Below are 16,911 nucleotides of genomic sequence, written 5' to 3'. Positions count from 1 at the left end.
ATTCTTTTTCCGATGTTTTCAAAGAAATCCATAAGAAATAGCGTTAATATTCCATGTTAAAACAGTTCTGGGAAAAATATAATATATGTAAGAGATAATTACAACAAAAAGGGGTTAATAATATGTTAGAGATGAGAAAGCAATGTGAAAAATGTTCTGTAGAGCTTCATGAAAAGTCGGATGCTTACATTTGTGTCCATGAATGTACGTATTGCCCAACATGCACAACAGAGATGAATCATATTTGCATGAACTGTAGTGGGGAACTCGTTAGACGTCCAAAAGCGGGGTCACAAATAATAAGTTGTGTATTAAGTAAATGAGGCTGCTTTTATATCACAATCAAGCAAATCTAAAAAATATTTACTAAAATGCGTTTAATAGGTTACGAGTTTGGTAATAATACTAATAACAATAAACTCATTTTAGGAGGAACTAAAATGCTAATGACGACTGTGAAACTAAGCGAGTATGCAGGGAACAAAGATTTTGATTTGAACGGATACATATCTCAACTAATATCTACACCTTCACAAACGAAATAAACGGATGGCAGCCTATATGGCTGTTTTTTTGTTTTAAAATCATAGCTTAGAAAAATTCTGCAAATTCCATAAAACTGTTAGAGAGGAATCATATGAAAACCTTACAACTTTCATTATTCTTAAAAGAAAGATTTTAATTATAGGAGGGAATATGATTCTAGAAACAGATTATAAGTGGTTTATGTTCATTAACGAAATCGTTTCAAGCTATCCGCTAATCGATAATTTCATGATTTTCTTTGCGGAATACGTTCAGTATGCATTTGTTTTATTATTGATCATGCTGTGGTGGAGAAATAAAAAAACTGACAGGATAATCGTATTTCAAGTGTTGGTTGCATTTTCATTATCTTACTCAGTAAATCGACTGATTGAGTTGTTCATGTATAGAGAGAGGCCGTTTATCTCACATGACATCATTCAATTGGTAGAGCATACGGCTAACTCTTCTTTTCCTAGTGATCATGCATCATCTGCAATCTCAATTGCCGTCACTTTAATGTTGGTAACGTTAAGGTATAGGTACGTATGGTTTATGTTTGCTATCTTGATCACGTTTTCAAGAGTTTGGGTAGGTGTTCATTATCCATTTGATGTAGTGGCTGGTGCATTGAACGGGATACTAATCGCACTTGCTACCCATTAATTCATTATGAAAATGAAACCAATAGCTGTACTGCTTAGAAGACCTATCTTTAACTGTAAGATATAAAAAAAATACCAGATGCCAATCTGTCATTTTGACGTCTGGTATAAGTATCAATTCAAACAATCTTAAGAAAAAATGTTTTACACCTTTGTACCTTTGATAGAGACTGTATGAAAACCCCTAGAATCAGGTCCTCTCACTAAGGAAACATTCTTAAATCCAGTATACATCATTAACGGCATCACTTGATTTTCTGAGACTTCCTTCACACTTTCCCAAGTTTCATTATCTTTACCACTAGAAAAAGTAATAACTACCAATCCACCTGGCCTAAGTACTCTATAAATTTCTGAAATGATGGTATCGACTTCACTCCAAAAATAAATGGTTTGAATACTATATAACTTAGTGAACGTATCGTCACTAAAAGGAAGGTTGTTGAAATTTGCTTGGACTAGTCTAGCTCTTTTATTATTGATTTCCTTTTGATTTCGTGCCGCAGCCGATCGAATCGCAGTTGAAGACAGATCTAATCCTACAATTTCCCGAACACCATATTTTCCTGTGATCATTTGTATCGCATAGCCGGCACCACAACCAAGTTCCAACACTTTGTCTTGTTCTTCAAGTTCCAATTGTCCTATTGTCCACTCTGTCTCAGGTTTATGCTGTCTGACCATCTTTTCTACGATATATGTACCAATCAATCCCTTTGGCGTTTCATAATGACGATCTATATACTCTTTTACCGCATGAAGTAATTTCATCATTTTCTCCTTTAACACTAATTTAAACCATCTTTCTTCTTATTCCCTTAAGCTCTAGGTAAACCCTCTTAACTCTGTTTAAAATCCATTTTTAACTTTATAATTGGGAAGAGTGATAATCATTTTGAAGGGACAGATTAGCTTGAAGAGTCTCAATGTTAATATCATAACCTATTCATCTGATTTTGCTGAACAAACCGTTAAAATGTGGCGTGATAGTAAACTCGAGGCAATAGGTGTAAAAGAGTCTCATAGTTTTGAAAGTCATGTGTACTTTCTGAATAGTATCCTAACGAAAGAGTTTGTCGTCGAACTAGCGATGGTTGATGAAAATGTTGTTGGATTGATTGCATATAATCAAACCGAAATAAACCAACTGTATGTTCACCATGATTATCAAAAATCGGGTATGGGTTATGCATTGCTTCAACGAGCAAAGGATCACTCCAGTGGAAAGTTAACTCTGTACACATTTGAAGTAAACAAGAAAGCACAACGTTTTTATGAAAAGAATGGTTTCAAGATTATTGGAAGAGGCCATGAGAATGAAGAAAACCTGCCAGATATTCAGTATGAGTGGAGAGCAAATATGGAACAGTCTTTGTAAGATTTATAAATGCATTTTCTTATATTCTTTGGAAATGCAGTAATGACTAAATGGCATAATGAAGGATTTGTGATTTCTACTGAAAAAGAATATTATAGTGATTTTCTTAGGCAGAAGGAGTGAATTTCTATGAATTTTCGAAAAGCAAATGAGGAAGATTTACCAGCAATTGTTCGCTTACTTGCTGATGATGAATTAGGAACCCAACGAGAACGTTATGCAGAGCCATTGCCAGCTGATTATTATAAAGCATTTGCGGCAATTGAAGCACAAGTTGGAAATCAGATTATTTTAGCTATTGACGGTCAAACGGTGATTGGCTGCCTTTAGTTAACGATTATTCCTGGTTTAGCAAGACAAGGGATGAAACGAGCACAAATCGAAGGGGTACGTGTCGATCAGCGCTACCGTGGAAAAGGGGTAGGAGAAGACTTGTTTAAAGAAGCGATTGCTATCGCGAAATCTGAGAAATGCGGTCTTGTTCAATTGACAACTGACAAGCAATGTGATGAAGCACATCGTTTTTATCAACGTTTAGGATTTTTGGCGAGTCATGAAGGGATGAAACTAATCTTCTAAGTTGAAAACTCTACTCCATAAAAGAGTGTGTTGATCCAAGCAGGATTAAAAGATTTTTTATAAATTTATTAAACAAACGTAGCAGTATTGTAGATTAGGAATGAACATAGATTAGATTATTAAAGAAGACCTGCTTGCCAAAATAACATGAGGTTAAAGATATGTTAGTGTGCACGACTATTAAACAAATAGAACCCCAATTCTCCATTCGCGCACTGAGAAATGGGGTTTCTATTGCAACCCTTAAATTAACTCGTTGTACAATTCTCATCAGAGCCAGTAGTACTTAACTGATGTTTCTCAGAATAGTACTCTGCTTTAGAGGGCAGGGTGTTAACGATAAATAATATAATCGTTACTGTAAACATGATTAAAGTTCCTAATATGACGACAAACTGAATAGATATCGATTCAGCTATGATTCCAAAAATCATAGTCCCAATAATGATGAAAAAAGCTTCGATGAAACCATAAACACTACCAACTCGTCCCATTACCTCGACAGGAACATTATTTTGATAGAATGTGTAAAATCCTGTATTAATAAAAGCCATAGAAAATGATAGAACGAAAAAACCAACTGCTGCCATCAAAAAAGTACCCGAAAAAGCATAGAATAGATAACCGCTTGATACCATCAAGGATCCAAGACCGATTAGCCAAGAGGTAGCCACTTTTTTAACAACTATCATGTTTAACAAAGCGCCTACAACTATTCCAACACCAGCAATACTTACCAGGAGTCCATAATCCCCCTCTGATAAAGAAAGAACTTCTGTAGCAAATGCTGCTTCCAGTGAATCTACAGCAGTTGCCAAAACCATCACTGCACTAAAAAGGAAATAAATGACCATCACATAAATATGTTTACGACTAAAATCAACAACTAATTTCCAGTCATTTTTCAGTACCTTTAAGGTTATTTTTTCGTCTTCTGTTTTAATTAGATCATTTTTTTCAATATTGGGCATAAACAACGTGAAGAATGCTGCTAAGAATAAGGCTATTGCATTTATATATATTGCATAATTAGGAGTTCCACTCATAAATATAATTCCCGCAATTGCAGGACCGGTAACAAATGCCCCAGAATCAATTAAACTCACGAGAGAATTAAATCTTTTTCTTCGGACTTGAGGAATTAACTTCGTAATGTAAGTCATTGTTGTAGGATTGGCCATGGAACTAGCTATACATATTAAAAAAACGATGCCGTATATTGTCCAAATAGATGATAATAATGGCAATAGTGCAATAAATACTGCTCGGAATAGTGCGAGCCACACCATAAGATGCTTTTTATTCGATCGATCAATTAAGCTACCACACCATATAGTAGTAAATAAAGTAGATAAAGCTCTAAGTATATATAGACCGGAGACAGCAAGTACACCCATCATATCAAGTACGATTAAATTTAATGCTAAAAAGTAAATCCATTCCCCTACACTTGAAATACCAATAATAGTCAATAAAATAGAAGGGTATTTCCACGACTTCATAACCATTTTTATACGCATTTTTATTTCCGCTCCTTTGCGATATTAAACTTGGACAATAAAAAAACTCACCCCCAAGACAGTTGTCTTGAGGACGAGTTATTGCGCGTCGCGGTGCCACCCCAGTTTGGTAATATGTCTCCATATTACCCTTATTAGGTACGGTATGAAGAACCATACATATACCCTAGCTCTATAACAGGAGCACCTGTCACACTATCACCTATATGGATCCAATGTGCTGCTCAGAGGCTTGCTTCCAACCATTAATTCTTACTCCTTTTCACCAACTGGAGCTCTCTTTGAAGAATTGCCGATTATACTCTTCTCTTCATAGCATTTATTTAATTGTGGATAATCTTACCAAATATCCCGGTGGAAAGTAAAGGTCTTTTTAAGTTAGGATTTAAACAGATTCCTTCCCTTTTCATATATTTATCATTTTTACTGAACAAAGTATTGAAATGAAGGCAAGCTTTAAAACAGTTATATCATGAGAAAACTATTAGTTTATCATTGTAAATTAATGGAATGAAATTAAAATGGTATTAACAGAACAATAATTGGAAGAAAGTTAAAAAAATTGATTGTAGCAACATTTATTATTTGTGTTCTTAGCTACAACTAAAACCATATATGTTCAGTTTAATAAGCTGTTTTTAATACTAGGAGAGCTCTCACAATTGTTTCTTAGTAATTGCATTGAAAAGGAGGTAAAAGAGATGAAAAAATTCAATTTGTTGTTATTTGATTTAGATGATACTTTGTTAAAAAACTCTTCGTGGTTTCTTGATGGATTAACACGTTGCTTAGCGGTACATCCACTTACAAATAAGTTGAATGCTGCTAAGTTTTTAGACATATTAAAACAACCACCAAGATACTTGATTGAAAAATTAATATCAGGTGAATACAGTGCATCAGAATTTAAGAGAGCAAGATGGGAATTTGCACTGAGAAAGTTTGACTTATTAATTGATATAGAAAGATTAGATGAGTTGGACAATCTTTTTTACAAAACAAGTATGAAATGCATAACAGTTAATGAGCAAATAAAAAGTTTAGTAAAAGATCTTGGTGAACATTTTGAACTTGGAATTGTTACAAATGGGCTTTACGATCCACAACAAAAATTAATCAACATGGGATTAGGAGAAATATTTAGTAAAGAAAAAGTTTTTCATGCAGAACAACTAGGTTATAGAAAGCCTGATCCTAGAATCTATTACAAAGCGCTAGATCACTTTGATAAAAAAACTAGTGAGACGTTATTTATAGGTGATTCTTGGACACATGACGTAATTGCTCCGTTGGAAATCGGTATGGAAGCCATATGGGTAAATTTAAACAATGTATTACCGCCAACTTTACATAAGCCATTCGCAGTTGTCTCAGATATCTCAGAGATAAGAGAGGTTCTACTAAGTAAAAAAATATAGCCGGGGTGAGGGGAATATGGGATCAAGAATTATGCACTCGATTATTGGTTTTAAAATTGCAGACGCTATATCAATAGAAGATAAAACATCATTTTTGCTTGGAAGCATTGCTCCAGATGTTGTTTTTTCACATGAAGATAAAAACTTATCACATTTCTTTGTAGGTAATGTACAAGATTATTCAAGAAGCATTGATTATAAAGGGTTTTTGAGAAAATATAGTTCGGTTGTAGAAAGTCATTATATACGGGGATATTTTTCACATTTAATCGCTGATGATATCTGGTTGAAAGGTTTTTATCTATCTTGGTTAAAGAACAGAATGGATGCTGATGAAGGACTATATAAGCTATATCATAATGACTTCCGATTACTAAATGGGAAGTTATTAGAACACTATGGTTTTACAGATGAATTAAGAAGGGCACTTAGTAATATTCCAGAGATCATTGATCTGCAAGAAGTTAAATCCCATAATGTTGAAGAATTTATTCCTTATGTAATAAGCGATATGGAGTACGATAATGAAGTTATAAATGAAAACCTTAATGTGTTTACGTTTGATCAGATCGTTGGTTATATAGAAACATCAGTTGATAAGGCGTTATTGAATTTAAAGGAAGTTCTCCCAATGATTAAAGAAGAATAGGAACTCCATGTTACGCCTCAATAAAAAAGGGGAGATACATTGAATGTAAATAAAATGATATTAGTATGTTTCTGTTTATTAATGATAAGCTGCTCCAATAGTAATTTTAATAACTTGATTAAATCAACAGACCAAAAGATAACTGTTCAAAAGCAAATCGGTAATAGTGAAAATTATGATGACTTTAACGAAATCACTAATGATAGCCAGGTTCAAAAGGCAATTAAAATAGTGAAAAATGCAAACTGGGCGAATGTTAAAGTAAAGATGTCTCGTTCCCCAGATTATATGTTTCAGTTTCCTTTTAAAGATAGTAGAGGTAGTGAAGAAAAAATAGCTTCATATTCACTTTGGGTAAATTCTAATGGAAAGAGAATCGAGATAGTTACAGACAGTGGGAAATACGTTGAGTTAAGGGAACAAGAATCAAAAATGTTATATAATATTCTAACTGAACAAAGCTAATATTAACTTGGAAACGATATTCCACATGGGGGTGCATTTCTTCAATTAGGGGGGAATGCACTTATTATCTAACTTATAGATTAAGAGGAAATTAAACATTGTGAATGGAAATTATAAGAGAAAAAGTATCACAAAAAAAGAGAAGGGATCCTTACAATCGGCTACCTTTCTTCAACAAAGAGAAGAGAAGTTCTCATTCTAATGTGCGACACTTCAGAAAAGATGGAGGGTTATGGTGCAACTATTTAAAAACCTTTTAAATTCATTTGTAACGCTAGTGATTATTTTGTTGTGTCCTATCGCTTTCTTTTTGCAAATTTTATTCGGAGAGGAAACCCCAACAACTAATGAAGTTTATGTGTTTTTAGGGCTATCTATATTAATGGTTTTCTTATCTCTAGCAACGAGATTTTTTGGTAAAACTAAAACAATGAATTTTATTGGTTTTTACTCTTTTTTATTTACTGTGTTTTGGATTGTTTGTTTAGTAGATTCATTAAAATATGAACGGGAGCAAATGCTTGATTTTATAAGGTTCATTGGCTTTTTCACTGCATTAGTATCTACTCTTTTCAACGTAAAGATAAATCAATTAACTCTAGCTAATCGTCCAAATTGAACGCGCTTACTTTTAAGGTTTAGGAGGGGGAAGGGACATTTTAAAGAATACTTGGGTAAAAAGAAAATTCATCGCGGCAGTTATAACATCCTTAATATCAATAATATTAATATATACATTTTTTCCGCTTAATACGTTCTTATCGCTAGGTAGTGATCATCCGAATACTACTTTCGCAGACATTCTAATAATAAGTACTTATGTTCTAGCTGGTGTTCTAATATATGGGATGCCAATATCTTTACTTATAGATATTATTACAAAGAACTTTAAAGATGCGAGGGTCTTTTTTGCTTTATCTTTACACATTTTTTTTGGTCTATTGCCTTTCTTAATGTTGTGGTTTTTTACCTTTTTTTCTTTAACAATTTCAGTTTTATTCTTTTTAACGGATGAGTTAATTAGATATATAAATATAAGAAAAAATTATAGCAATATTAACTAAATGCCGCAATCGTTAAAGACTAACTCTTGTATATCTAGCATGAAACATCAGCTATATTATGTGGAATGGGGGCTTAGCAGATGTTTAATGAATTTAACTTTGATCTAATCTATCATGAACAAAGTACTGAAACTCCTTTAGTGGTGATGATGTGTGGTGTGGCTGGATCAGGAAAAACTACCTTCTCACAACGGTTAGAGAAAAAAGGATTTGTACGTCTTTCGATTGACGAGGAAATTTGGTCTACCAATGGTCGATGGGGAATTGACTTCCCAATGGACAAGTTCGAGGAATACAGAAAAGACGCAGAAAGTAAATTACGCAAACGATTAATTCAGTTAATTCACGATAAACAACAAGTAGTTATTGACTTCAGTTTCTGGGATCGATTAAGAAGGAACGAATATAAGAAGCTTATTAAGGAGTCTGGCGGTAAATGGAAGCTTGTTTATTTAAAAGTTCATCCGGATGAGTTACGGAAGCGGTTAAAATTACGTAACCAGCGCTTTGATGCGAATTCTTTCCCGATTTCAGATGAGCTTTTGAACTCTTACGTTAATGGTTTTGAAGTCCCTAGTGATGAAGGGGAAATTGTAGTCGTAAATTAAATCAAACATTGCATTTGAAAGGGAGCGTTCGTATGTTATCAACTCATGGTAACGTTTATAAAACCAAAAGTGGAAAAAACGTAACAGTAAGGGAGGCTAATGTACACGATGCGGAAGTGATGTTAATGGCTGCATCAAAAGCATTGGTCGATGCTCCTTACATGTTAAGTACTGCTGAAGATCTCAAGAAGTTAAGTCTTGAAGATATGCAAAGGGAACTAGAACATTACTCCACAAACCAGAATTGTATAAAACTAGTGGCTGAATATGAAAACGAGCTTGTGGGTGCCATTGATTTTAGAAATGGAAACAAGGAAAAAATAGCGCATCAAGGTTCTTTTGCAATGACCGTCTTACCTCAATATCGAAATCATGGCGTTGGAAGAGCACTGGTAGAATCACTGATCACCTGGGCTAGGAACAACGAAACGGTCGAAAAGATTTGTCTGGTAGTCATGGAAGACAACCATGGAGCAATACAATTATATAAATCTTTGAACTTTGTAGAAGAAGGTAGAAAAGCGAAAGCTGTTAAAATGGAAGGTCGATATCAAGATTTGATTATGGTGGCTTTGTTTATTTAAAACATTTTATATTGTCTACATCCTTTAAGAGAGTAAAGAATTTAACATAAGCAACAGAGTTACATGCGAGCATATAGTAAGAGTAAATTCATTTTGACCATAAATAAAAAGTGGGGTAATGACAATGGCATTTGTTATAGCTATAGGTGCATTGTTGCTATTAGCATTCTTGGCGATCAAGCTCACAAAAGGAAAAACAACAAAAAGGAAATGCATAGTGTGGGGGATATTTATTATGGTAGGGTTTAATCCGTTTTTAACATTCCTTATTTCTATCCCAGTTGGTTTAGCGGTGGGAGACGGGTTTGCTGCCGTAGGTATGATGATGTTGTTATTACCAGCATTTTTTATCATCGGTTTAATTACATTGCTAGCCGGAATCTTTGACACAAGTAGTTCTGTTGAGAAAGTGTAGGGGTCCCCAATAGCACGTATAAACAAATAACTTGAATGTTGCAGATTATTTAGAAAATAAGGATGATAATTCTATGTGGGGCATACCATTAATGTATTTCCTTTTCTTTTTTATAGTGTCTCTAGTAATAAGTGTTTTTCTTAGTTTTTTTACTAAGAACTCGTTAAAAAATAGTTTCATTTTTTCATTACTTTTTTCAATTTGTATTACGTTGGTTTATTTTGGGATGCCATATATCTTCTAATAATAAGAAGTTCCATTGGTATACAGAATGGAGGGAAATATCATAGAGTTAAGAATGTCAAAGTATGTTAAAGGAAATTTTGGACGTTTTTTTCCAATTGTGATGATTTTAATGATATTAAATGAAGTTATTTTTGGATTCGAACTCCAATACTTTGGCTTTGATGAACTTGAAGACCTTGGTCGCATCATTTTTGTATTAATCGTAAAAGCTTGCGAAAGTGCGCTAATTACAGTTTTGTTACTATGGTTATATACTAGAATTAAATCGGTTTATAAAAATCCTTAAAAATCTTGAGGTGAAAATGAGCGAGATCAAAGAAATCTGGGAACCACTTTCTGTGAAAGAGATACAATATATTTTTGATCAGATGTCACTACATTGGTGGATTGCTGGTGGATGGGCGTTGGATTTGCATCTGAATAGAATTACACGAGAACATGATGATATTGATGTCCTAATTCTGAGATCCGAACACCTACTTCTACAGAAGTATCTGTCCGCTGACTGGGAAGGATACAAAGCATTTAAAGGAAAGTTAATACCATGGAACATGAACGAAAAGCTAGATAACCAATTTGATAATTTATGGTTTAAGAAAAAGGAAGAATCCACATGGGCTTTTCAAGTGATGATCATAGATTGTGAGGATGATTATTGGATTTACAAACGAAATGGTACAATAAGAAGGAAACGATCTGATATTGGTTTGACAACTTCTGCTGAAGTTCCTTATTTAAAACCAGAAATTCAGCTTCTATATAAGGGTGGAAGTTCGTTGATTAGGGAAAAAGATCAACTAGATTTAGAGAATGTCTTGGCAACGTTGGATGATGTAAGTAGAGAATGGCTAAGAGATTCCTTGACTATTCAGTATCCGAACGGTCATCCATGGATTGAACGAATAAATGTGTACATAGAAAGCTCGCAAAATATGAAACGAGAGTAAGGGTGGTGTATCGCTTCCCTTATTTTCTTTTTCTGCAAGTAAAAATTTCAGTAAAAAGGTGAAGTTCTATGAGTAAAATCGTTATTTTAGCAGAAAAACCATCACAAGCGAAGGCCTATGCAGACGCCTTTACGGTAAAGAAAAAAGATAAAACGTTTATTGAATTAAATCCATGCAGCATCTTTCCAAGTGGCGCGACAATTACATGGGGAATTGGTCATTTGGTTGAACTGAAGCAACCTAAAGAATATAAGTCTGAATGGGGAACATGGCGTTTGTCTTCTCTACCCATCTTGCCTGAACGCTATGAATTCAAGGTAGCAACGGGAAAGTATGAACAGTTTAACGCGGTAAAACGGTTATTTAAAGAAGCGGACATCATCATTAACGGATGTGATGTGGATCGTGAAGGTTCGAATATCTTTTATTCCATCTACCATATGACAGGTGTGAGAGGCAAAACGATTAAACGCCTATGGATTAATTCTCTAGAAGTCGATGAGGTTCGTAAAGGATTTTCGAATCTTCATGATAACGAGAAAGATCTATTGCTTTATGCTGAAGCCAAAACACGTCAGATCTCTGATTGGCTCGTTGGCATGAACGGAAGTCGCCTTTATACGTTACTGTTGCAGCAAAAGGGACTTACGGATAGCTTGAGCATTGGTCGGGTGCAGTCGCCAACAACGTACTTGATCTACCAAAGGCACCTTGAGATTGAGAATTTCGTGGCTAAACCTTTTTATGAGATTGAAGGGAACTTTACGGCCGCAAACGGAAAGTATCGGGGCAAAGCCAAAATTAAAAGTGAGAAACAAGAAGAAGTTCAAAGGCTGCTAGATAAGCACAACATTACAGGAAAAGATACGGGTATCATTAAAGCCGTTTCGAAAAAGGAAATGAGAATCAAATCACCTAAGTTGCACTCGCTCTCGACGTTACAGGCAACAGCGAACAGAAGATGGAAATACAGTCCAAAGAAGGTATTGGATACGGTTCAAAAATTGTACGATAAGAAAATCTTATCGTATCCAAGGACAGACACTCAATACATTACCGAAAATGAGTTTGCGTATCTATCGGCAAACCTTGAGTCTTATCAGAACCTTATAGAGAACCGTTTTGCAGCCGCTTCTAAACGACCAAGTAAAAGATATGTAGACGGATCAAAGGTTCAAGAACACTATGCCATTATCCCAACTAAACATATTCCAACTTCTGCAAAGATTCAAGGATTATCAATAGAAGAAAAGAACATTTACTTTGAAGTGTTAAACACGACACTTGCCATGTTTCATCATGACTATGTATACGAAGAGACAAAAGTTACAACGAGCGTGAACGGTTTAGACTTTGAATCTGTTGGGAAAACGGAGATCAGCAAAGGGTGGAAAGAACTTTTTAACTATGGAGCAAAAGACAAAGAAAATACAAATGCTAAGAAAGATGAAAACGCACCACAAGCTCTTCCTATACTTGAAAAAGGGGAGGAAGTGAAAAGTATTGTCAAAATGAAGGAAGGGATGACTACCCCTCCGAAACCTTATACAGAAGGTCAACTCATCTCGATGATGAAAACGTGTGGTAAGTCGGTCGAGAATGAAGAAGAAATGGAAATATTGAAAGAAGTAGAAGGCTTAGGTACAGAAGCAACACGAAGCGGAATCATTGAAACCATTAAAAAACACCAATACATTGAAGTGAAAAAGAACATTGTCCATATCACTGAGAAAGGAAAAATTCTATGTCAGTCTATAGAAGGCAATCTGCTTTCCAGCCCATCCATGACCGCTAAATGGGAAACCTATTTAAAGAAAATCGGAAACGGAAATGGGACACCTCAAGCTTTTTTAGGTAGTATCGCAAAGTTTCTCAATAAATTGATCGAAGAAGTACCTGGTCAATTGAATGCTGCACCTATTCAGCAGAGTATTGATGGAGTGAAGAATGTAAGTCAGAAACCGATTGCTACTTGTCCTAGATGTAAAAAAGGAAAGATCAGCGTAAGTCGTTCTTATTATAAATGCTCGGAACATGCTAATGGTTGCAAACAAACTTTTCCAGGGAAATTACTTGGTAAAACGATTACAGAAAAACAGGTGAAGGATCTGTGCATAAAAGGGAAAACAAGTCTTATAAAGGGCTTTAAGCCAAAAGCAAAAGAAAAGAAAAAGTTCAGTGCGATGCTCGTGTTAAAGGAAGATTTAACGATTGGATTTGAGTTTGCTAATCAAACTTTTGTGAAGAAGTAAAGGTCGATTTTGGTTAGGGATAGATAGAAAGAATATTGCTGCTTTCGCTTTCTCTTGTGTTCATCATTATTCGAAGACTCGTCTGAGACGAGTCTTTTATAGCAAGTAAGAAATAATTTTGGAAAACAGTTGACATTTTCGGTACTCAGTCATACAATGTAGAGGTAATAAGTAATACTAAATAGTGATCGGTATTTTTAATTTTTTTTACAACGGTACTAAGTCATACTTATTATAGGTCAGATGAAATAAAGGAGGCTTTTGACATCGAACATTTAACAGAAATGCTAAAAGGTTCACTTGAAGGTTGCGTATTGGAAATTATCAGCCGTCATGAAACCTATGGCTATGAAATTACACGCCGCTTAAACGATCTAGGATTTACAGAAGTGGTGGAGGGTACGGTATACACGATCCTCGTCCGATTGGAAAAGAAGAAATTAGTAGACATCGTCAAGAAGCCGTCAGATATGGGTCCGCCTCGAAAGTTTTACACGCTAAATGAAGCTGGCAGACAAGAACTTGAATCCTTTTGGCGAAAATGGGATTTCGTATCTTCAAAGATTAATGTATTGAAATCACAATAAGCTCATAAAGTGTTTCGGTAGCAGGATGAATGAAAGGGATAAAAAGGAGGAAAGAAATATGTTGGAATGGATTAAAAAGATGATCGGTGAAAAGAAAGAATACAAAATGATGATGGCGCGTGTTGAAGCTCTTCCGGAGGATTATCAGTTTGTATTTAAAAAGATTCAAACGTATATGTGGAACTTTTCATCTGGAAACGGAATGGATATGCTACACATCCAGTATGAGTTGATTGATCTGTTTGAAGCAGGAGCAGCACAAGGGAGACCAGTGCTAGACATTACAGGGGAAGACGTAGCATCGTTCGCAGATGAACTCGTAGCAAACGCAAAAACTTATTTTGCTAAATATCGTGAAGATCTGAACCAAAGTATTCAGAAGGAATTAGGAAAAGAGTAACATTTATGGCTGAATAGAATGTACTGTGAACTATTCAGTTATTTTTTTATTTGGTACTAAGTAACACTTATTATCAGTGATACTGAATAGTGAAATCATAATTTATTAGGAGGAAAAACATGAATGTAACAGCGATTTCTATAAAAAGCTTAAAAAAGTCTTTCAAAGATAAGGAAGTTTTAAAAGGAGTAAATTTAGAGGTGAATAGGGGAGAAATCTTCGCTTTGTTAGGATCAAACGGAGCGGGGAAGACGACGATCGTCAACATTCTTTCCACATTGATGAAAGCGGATGAAGGGGAAGCGATAATCTGTGGATATGATGTCGATTGTCAAACCGATGGAGTTCGTCAGAGCATTAGTTTAACAGGACAGTTTGCAGCCTTAGACGGAATGCTTACTGGGCGTGAAAACCTTATGATGATTGCTAAATTAAGAGGTGTTAACAATCCAGGTGAAGTCGCAGATCATTTACTTGCAAGATTCAGCTTAACAGAAGCTGCGAACAAACGCAGTGACCAATATTCTGGGGGTATGAAACGAAGGCTGGATATTGCCATGAGTCTGATTGGAACACCGGACGTTATTTTTCTAGACGAACCAACAACAGGACTTGATCCTGAAGCACGCATTGAGGTTTGGAATACAGTTAAGGAACTTGCCAATGGTGGTACGACAATTTTACTGACCACACAATACTTGGAAGAAGCCGAGCAGCTCGCAGATCGTATCGCGATATTACATGGTGGGAAAATCATCAAGACTGGTACGCTACAAGAACTGAAAGAGATGTTCCCGAAAGCGAAAGTGGAGTACGTTGAGAAGCAGCCATCACTAGAGGATATTTTCCTCAACATGATCGGTAAAAAGGAGAGTGTGTAAATGAATAGTATAACAGGAACTTTATTAGGTCGATTAATGCGTAATATCATGCGAAGTCCGGATACGATTATCACGGTAGCTATTACCCCGATTATGATGATGCTATTGTTTGTTTATGTATTTGGTGGAGCGATTGAGGCAGGGACAGACAACTATGTGAATTACTTATTACCAGGCATTTTGCTGATGGCGATCGCATCAGGTGTGGCTTATACCTCTGTTCGGCTGTTTACAGATGTGAAGAGCGGGTTAATGGCACGTTTCATTACCATGCCAATCAAAAGATCGTCCGTATTGTGGGCACATGTTTTAACATCACTGGTTTCTAATGCCCTTACGATTTTGATTGTAATCCTAGTCGCCTTGCTGATGGGTTTTCGTTCTAACGCAGGACTTTTAGATTGGCTTTCTGTAGCCGGAATACTTGGACTATTTACGCTATCGCTAACATGGCTCACCGTTATTCCGGGTTTAACAGCAAGCTCAATGGAAGGAGCAACAGCTTATTCGTACCCGCTTGTTTTCTTACCCTTTATCAGTTCAGCATTCGTACCAACAGAAACGATGCCTAAGGTCGTGCGAATCTTTGCTGAAAACCAACCCGTAACATCTATTGTGAACGCGATTCGTGCTCTATTATATGAGGGACCAGTGGGAAATGATATCTGGATTGCGCTTACTTGGTGTATCGGAATTATGGTGGTTGCTTACTTCTTTGCTAGTAAAAAGTTCAAACGACAGTTGGGATAAATGAAGTGAACAATAAAAAGAGACAAAGCGATAGTTGCTTTGTCTCTTTTGCTATTAGTTTTTAAAAGGAAGGTCATCTTCAGAGGAAGATTGATAGCCATCTCCAATGATGTAAATGCTTTGGTTATCTGGACTAGAAACTTTCGTATATAGAACATTTCTAGGAGATAACACAGTGCTAGCTGTACCTGCTTTTATAATATTAGAACTTGATCCTAACGTTGGAGAATATTGATAATAAGTCGTATCAGTATCAATTTCAAAGTGAAGGTGTGGCCCAGTTGAATACAATCCTGTATTACCATAGTTCCCTAATCGTGTATCTTTTGTAACACTCTGCCCTTTAGATACAGCAATTGAAGCTAAGTGATTATAACGGAACACAAGATCTTTCGTTGCTTTCGTTGAATGGATGTAAGATGCAGGATATTTCACAATGACGGTGTTTCCTAAAACGTTATCGTAGCCTGTTGCTAAGACTTTACCCGTTCCACTCGCCCAAACCGCTCTGCTGCTGTTAGAGGATGTTAAGTCCCATCCATAATGTTTGAAACCAAACTTCTTCTGATAGTTAGCATTCAAGTACCCGGCCGTGATATAAGCGTTGTTGATCGGTTGAATCAACTTTTGGGCTGCCGACGCAAATGATGGAACAACGAGCACGAGTGAAAAAACAACCACAGTAAATAGACTGATAAACTTTTTCATAATAACTCTCCTCCTCTTAATGTGTTCCAATATAATGCAGAAAAGGAAATATGTATACGAGTTTCGGGAACATCGAGAAAAGATGATAAGGTCTTACTACAGAAGTCTATTTACATGACCTATTTCTAGTAGTTTTTGTGCGTATCTATTTAACTAGATAAGTATTTTAGAATAGGATGGAAACTTTGAGTGTAGTAAACTTCAAAAAGGGAACTCTCACTTCCAAAAAGGTTTAAGAGTAGTGCAATCGAATATATCTTATGAGCCATA

19 protein-coding genes, 2 pseudogenes and 1 other annotated feature are annotated in these 16,911 nt (G+C 35.6%); of the genes and pseudogenes, 18 read left to right on the top strand and 3 right to left on the bottom strand.

Annotated elements, in window-relative coordinates; genetic code table 11:
- Positions 1-122 precede the first annotated feature (122 nt).
- Entirely contained in the window at positions 123-323 is a 201-nt protein-coding gene (locus IHV09_RS12145) for a DUF1272 domain-containing protein (RefSeq protein WP_231618290.1), read from the top strand.
- A 373-nt stretch (positions 324-696) separates the two neighbouring features.
- Positions 697-1,188: pseudogene (locus IHV09_RS12140) on the top strand (undecaprenyl-diphosphatase); the annotation flags it as partial.
- A 146-nt stretch (positions 1,189-1,334) separates the two neighbouring features.
- On the opposite strand, the gene IHV09_RS12135 reads toward IHV09_RS12140, so the two are convergent.
- A complete protein-coding gene (locus tag IHV09_RS12135; RefSeq protein ID WP_197264616.1) occupies positions 1,335-1,961 on the bottom strand; it encodes a class I SAM-dependent methyltransferase in 627 nt (208 codons plus the stop codon).
- A 142-nt stretch (positions 1,962-2,103) separates the two neighbouring features.
- Here IHV09_RS12135 and IHV09_RS12130 point away from each other — a divergent pair, with 142 nt between their 5' ends.
- Positions 2,104-2,568, top strand: a complete 465-nt coding sequence (locus tag IHV09_RS12130; protein ID WP_231618289.1) for a GNAT family N-acetyltransferase — start codon at positions 2,104-2,106, stop codon at positions 2,566-2,568.
- Positions 2,569-2,697: 129 nt separating this feature from the next.
- Positions 2,698-3,147: pseudogene (locus IHV09_RS12125) on the top strand (N-acetyltransferase family protein).
- A 248-nt stretch (positions 3,148-3,395) separates the two neighbouring features.
- On the opposite strand, the gene IHV09_RS12120 reads toward IHV09_RS12125, so the two are convergent.
- Entirely contained in the window at positions 3,396-4,667 is a 1,272-nt protein-coding gene (locus tag IHV09_RS12120) for an MFS transporter (RefSeq protein WP_197264615.1), read from the bottom strand.
- Positions 4,668-4,733: 66 nt separating this feature from the next.
- Positions 4,734-4,990 (bottom strand) — a binding site (T-box leader).
- Between the two features lie 378 nt (positions 4,991-5,368).
- Here IHV09_RS12120 and IHV09_RS12115 point away from each other — a divergent pair.
- The 14 genes from IHV09_RS12115 to IHV09_RS12050 all read left to right on the top strand — a co-directional run bounded on the left by IHV09_RS12115 (position 5,369) and on the right by IHV09_RS12050 (position 15,933).
- Positions 5,369-6,085: an HAD family hydrolase gene (locus tag IHV09_RS12115; protein WP_197264614.1), complete on the top strand. Its 717-nt coding sequence runs from the start codon at positions 5,369-5,371 to the stop codon at positions 6,083-6,085.
- A 16-nt stretch (positions 6,086-6,101) separates the two neighbouring features.
- Positions 6,102-6,734, top strand: coding sequence for a hydrolase (locus IHV09_RS12110; RefSeq protein WP_197191600.1), 633 nt, complete (start codon positions 6,102-6,104; stop codon positions 6,732-6,734).
- A 39-nt stretch (positions 6,735-6,773) separates the two neighbouring features.
- Positions 6,774-7,199: a hypothetical protein gene (locus tag IHV09_RS12105; protein WP_197191601.1), complete on the top strand. Its 426-nt coding sequence runs from the start codon at positions 6,774-6,776 to the stop codon at positions 7,197-7,199.
- 235 nt (positions 7,200-7,434) lie between these two features.
- Entirely contained in the window at positions 7,435-7,818 is a 384-nt protein-coding gene (locus tag IHV09_RS12100) for a hypothetical protein (protein ID WP_197264613.1), read from the top strand.
- 525 nt (positions 7,819-8,343) lie between these two features.
- Positions 8,344-8,871 (top strand): AAA family ATPase, encoded by a 528-nt coding sequence (locus tag IHV09_RS12095; RefSeq protein WP_197191603.1) that lies wholly within the window; start codon positions 8,344-8,346, stop codon positions 8,869-8,871.
- Between the two features lie 119 nt (positions 8,872-8,990).
- The gene (locus IHV09_RS12090; RefSeq protein WP_370568979.1) at positions 8,991-9,455 is read left to right on the top strand and encodes a GNAT family N-acetyltransferase; all 465 of its coding nucleotides are present in this window, start codon (positions 8,991-8,993) and stop codon (positions 9,453-9,455) included.
- 124 nt (positions 9,456-9,579) lie between these two features.
- Complete coding sequence (locus IHV09_RS12085; RefSeq protein ID WP_197191605.1) at positions 9,580-9,870, top strand: hypothetical protein; 291 nt, start codon at positions 9,580-9,582, stop codon at positions 9,868-9,870.
- Between the two features lie 298 nt (positions 9,871-10,168).
- Positions 10,169-10,402, top strand: a complete 234-nt coding sequence (locus tag IHV09_RS12080; RefSeq protein WP_197264611.1) for a hypothetical protein — start codon at positions 10,169-10,171, stop codon at positions 10,400-10,402.
- Between the two features lie 16 nt (positions 10,403-10,418).
- Positions 10,419-11,063, top strand: a complete 645-nt coding sequence (locus IHV09_RS12075) for a nucleotidyltransferase domain-containing protein (RefSeq protein WP_197264610.1) — start codon at positions 10,419-10,421, stop codon at positions 11,061-11,063.
- A gap of 68 nt (positions 11,064-11,131) precedes the next feature.
- Positions 11,132-13,315: a type IA DNA topoisomerase gene (locus IHV09_RS12070; protein WP_197264609.1), complete on the top strand. Its 2,184-nt coding sequence runs from the start codon at positions 11,132-11,134 to the stop codon at positions 13,313-13,315.
- A 266-nt stretch (positions 13,316-13,581) separates the two neighbouring features.
- Positions 13,582-13,902 (top strand): PadR family transcriptional regulator, encoded by a 321-nt coding sequence (locus tag IHV09_RS12065; RefSeq protein ID WP_197264799.1) that lies wholly within the window; start codon positions 13,582-13,584, stop codon positions 13,900-13,902.
- A gap of 58 nt (positions 13,903-13,960) precedes the next feature.
- A complete protein-coding gene (locus IHV09_RS12060) occupies positions 13,961-14,302 on the top strand; it encodes a DUF1048 domain-containing protein (RefSeq protein WP_197264608.1) in 342 nt (113 codons plus the stop codon).
- 119 nt (positions 14,303-14,421) lie between these two features.
- Complete coding sequence (locus IHV09_RS12055; RefSeq protein WP_197264607.1) at positions 14,422-15,183, top strand: ABC transporter ATP-binding protein; 762 nt, start codon at positions 14,422-14,424, stop codon at positions 15,181-15,183.
- Positions 15,184-15,933: an ABC transporter permease gene (locus tag IHV09_RS12050; protein ID WP_197264606.1), complete on the top strand. Its 750-nt coding sequence runs from the start codon at positions 15,184-15,186 to the stop codon at positions 15,931-15,933.
- 54 nt (positions 15,934-15,987) lie between these two features.
- On the opposite strand, the gene IHV09_RS12045 is transcribed toward IHV09_RS12050, so the two are convergent.
- Complete coding sequence (locus IHV09_RS12045; RefSeq protein ID WP_197264605.1) at positions 15,988-16,641, bottom strand: M23 family metallopeptidase; 654 nt, start codon at positions 16,639-16,641, stop codon at positions 15,988-15,990.
- Positions 16,642-16,911 lie beyond the last annotated feature (270 nt).

It is taken from the genome of Fictibacillus sp. 23RED33 (assembly GCF_015903925.1).
GTDB lineage: Bacteria > Bacillota > Bacilli > Bacillales > Fictibacillaceae > Fictibacillus > Fictibacillus phosphorivorans.
The sequence above is the reverse complement of the archived record's forward strand: the minus strand, read 5'-3'. Positions and strand labels throughout refer to the sequence as shown.

Excerpts from the sequence above, each read along its gene's own strand:
- IHV09_RS12135 (WP_197264616.1), bottom strand. The coding sequence starts at position 1,961 with ATGAAATTACTTCATGCGGTAAAAGAGTATATAGATCGTCATTATGAA.
- IHV09_RS12050 (WP_197264606.1), top strand. The coding sequence starts at position 15,184 with ATGAATAGTATAACAGGAACTTTATTAGGTCGATTAATGCGTAATATC.
- IHV09_RS12085 (WP_197191605.1), top strand. The coding sequence starts at position 9,580 with ATGGCATTTGTTATAGCTATAGGTGCATTGTTGCTATTAGCATTCTTG.
- IHV09_RS12075 (WP_197264610.1), top strand. The coding sequence starts at position 10,419 with ATGAGCGAGATCAAAGAAATCTGGGAACCACTTTCTGTGAAAGAGATA.
- IHV09_RS12060 (WP_197264608.1), top strand. The coding sequence starts at position 13,961 with ATGTTGGAATGGATTAAAAAGATGATCGGTGAAAAGAAAGAATACAAA.
- IHV09_RS12070 (WP_197264609.1), top strand. The coding sequence starts at position 11,132 with ATGAGTAAAATCGTTATTTTAGCAGAAAAACCATCACAAGCGAAGGCC.
- IHV09_RS12090 (WP_370568979.1), top strand. The coding sequence starts at position 8,991 with ATGTTAATGGCTGCATCAAAAGCATTGGTCGATGCTCCTTACATGTTA.
- IHV09_RS12095 (WP_197191603.1), top strand. The coding sequence starts at position 8,344 with ATGTTTAATGAATTTAACTTTGATCTAATCTATCATGAACAAAGTACT.
- IHV09_RS12110 (WP_197191600.1), top strand. The coding sequence starts at position 6,102 with ATGGGATCAAGAATTATGCACTCGATTATTGGTTTTAAAATTGCAGAC.
- IHV09_RS12055 (WP_197264607.1), top strand. The coding sequence starts at position 14,422 with ATGAATGTAACAGCGATTTCTATAAAAAGCTTAAAAAAGTCTTTCAAA.
- IHV09_RS12145 (WP_231618290.1), top strand. The coding sequence starts at position 123 with ATGTTAGAGATGAGAAAGCAATGTGAAAAATGTTCTGTAGAGCTTCAT.
- IHV09_RS12080 (WP_197264611.1), top strand. The coding sequence starts at position 10,169 with ATGTCAAAGTATGTTAAAGGAAATTTTGGACGTTTTTTTCCAATTGTG.
- IHV09_RS12115 (WP_197264614.1), top strand. The coding sequence starts at position 5,369 with ATGAAAAAATTCAATTTGTTGTTATTTGATTTAGATGATACTTTGTTA.
- IHV09_RS12045 (WP_197264605.1), bottom strand. The coding sequence starts at position 16,641 with ATGAAAAAGTTTATCAGTCTATTTACTGTGGTTGTTTTTTCACTCGTG.
- IHV09_RS12120 (WP_197264615.1), bottom strand. The coding sequence starts at position 4,667 with ATGCGTATAAAAATGGTTATGAAGTCGTGGAAATACCCTTCTATTTTA.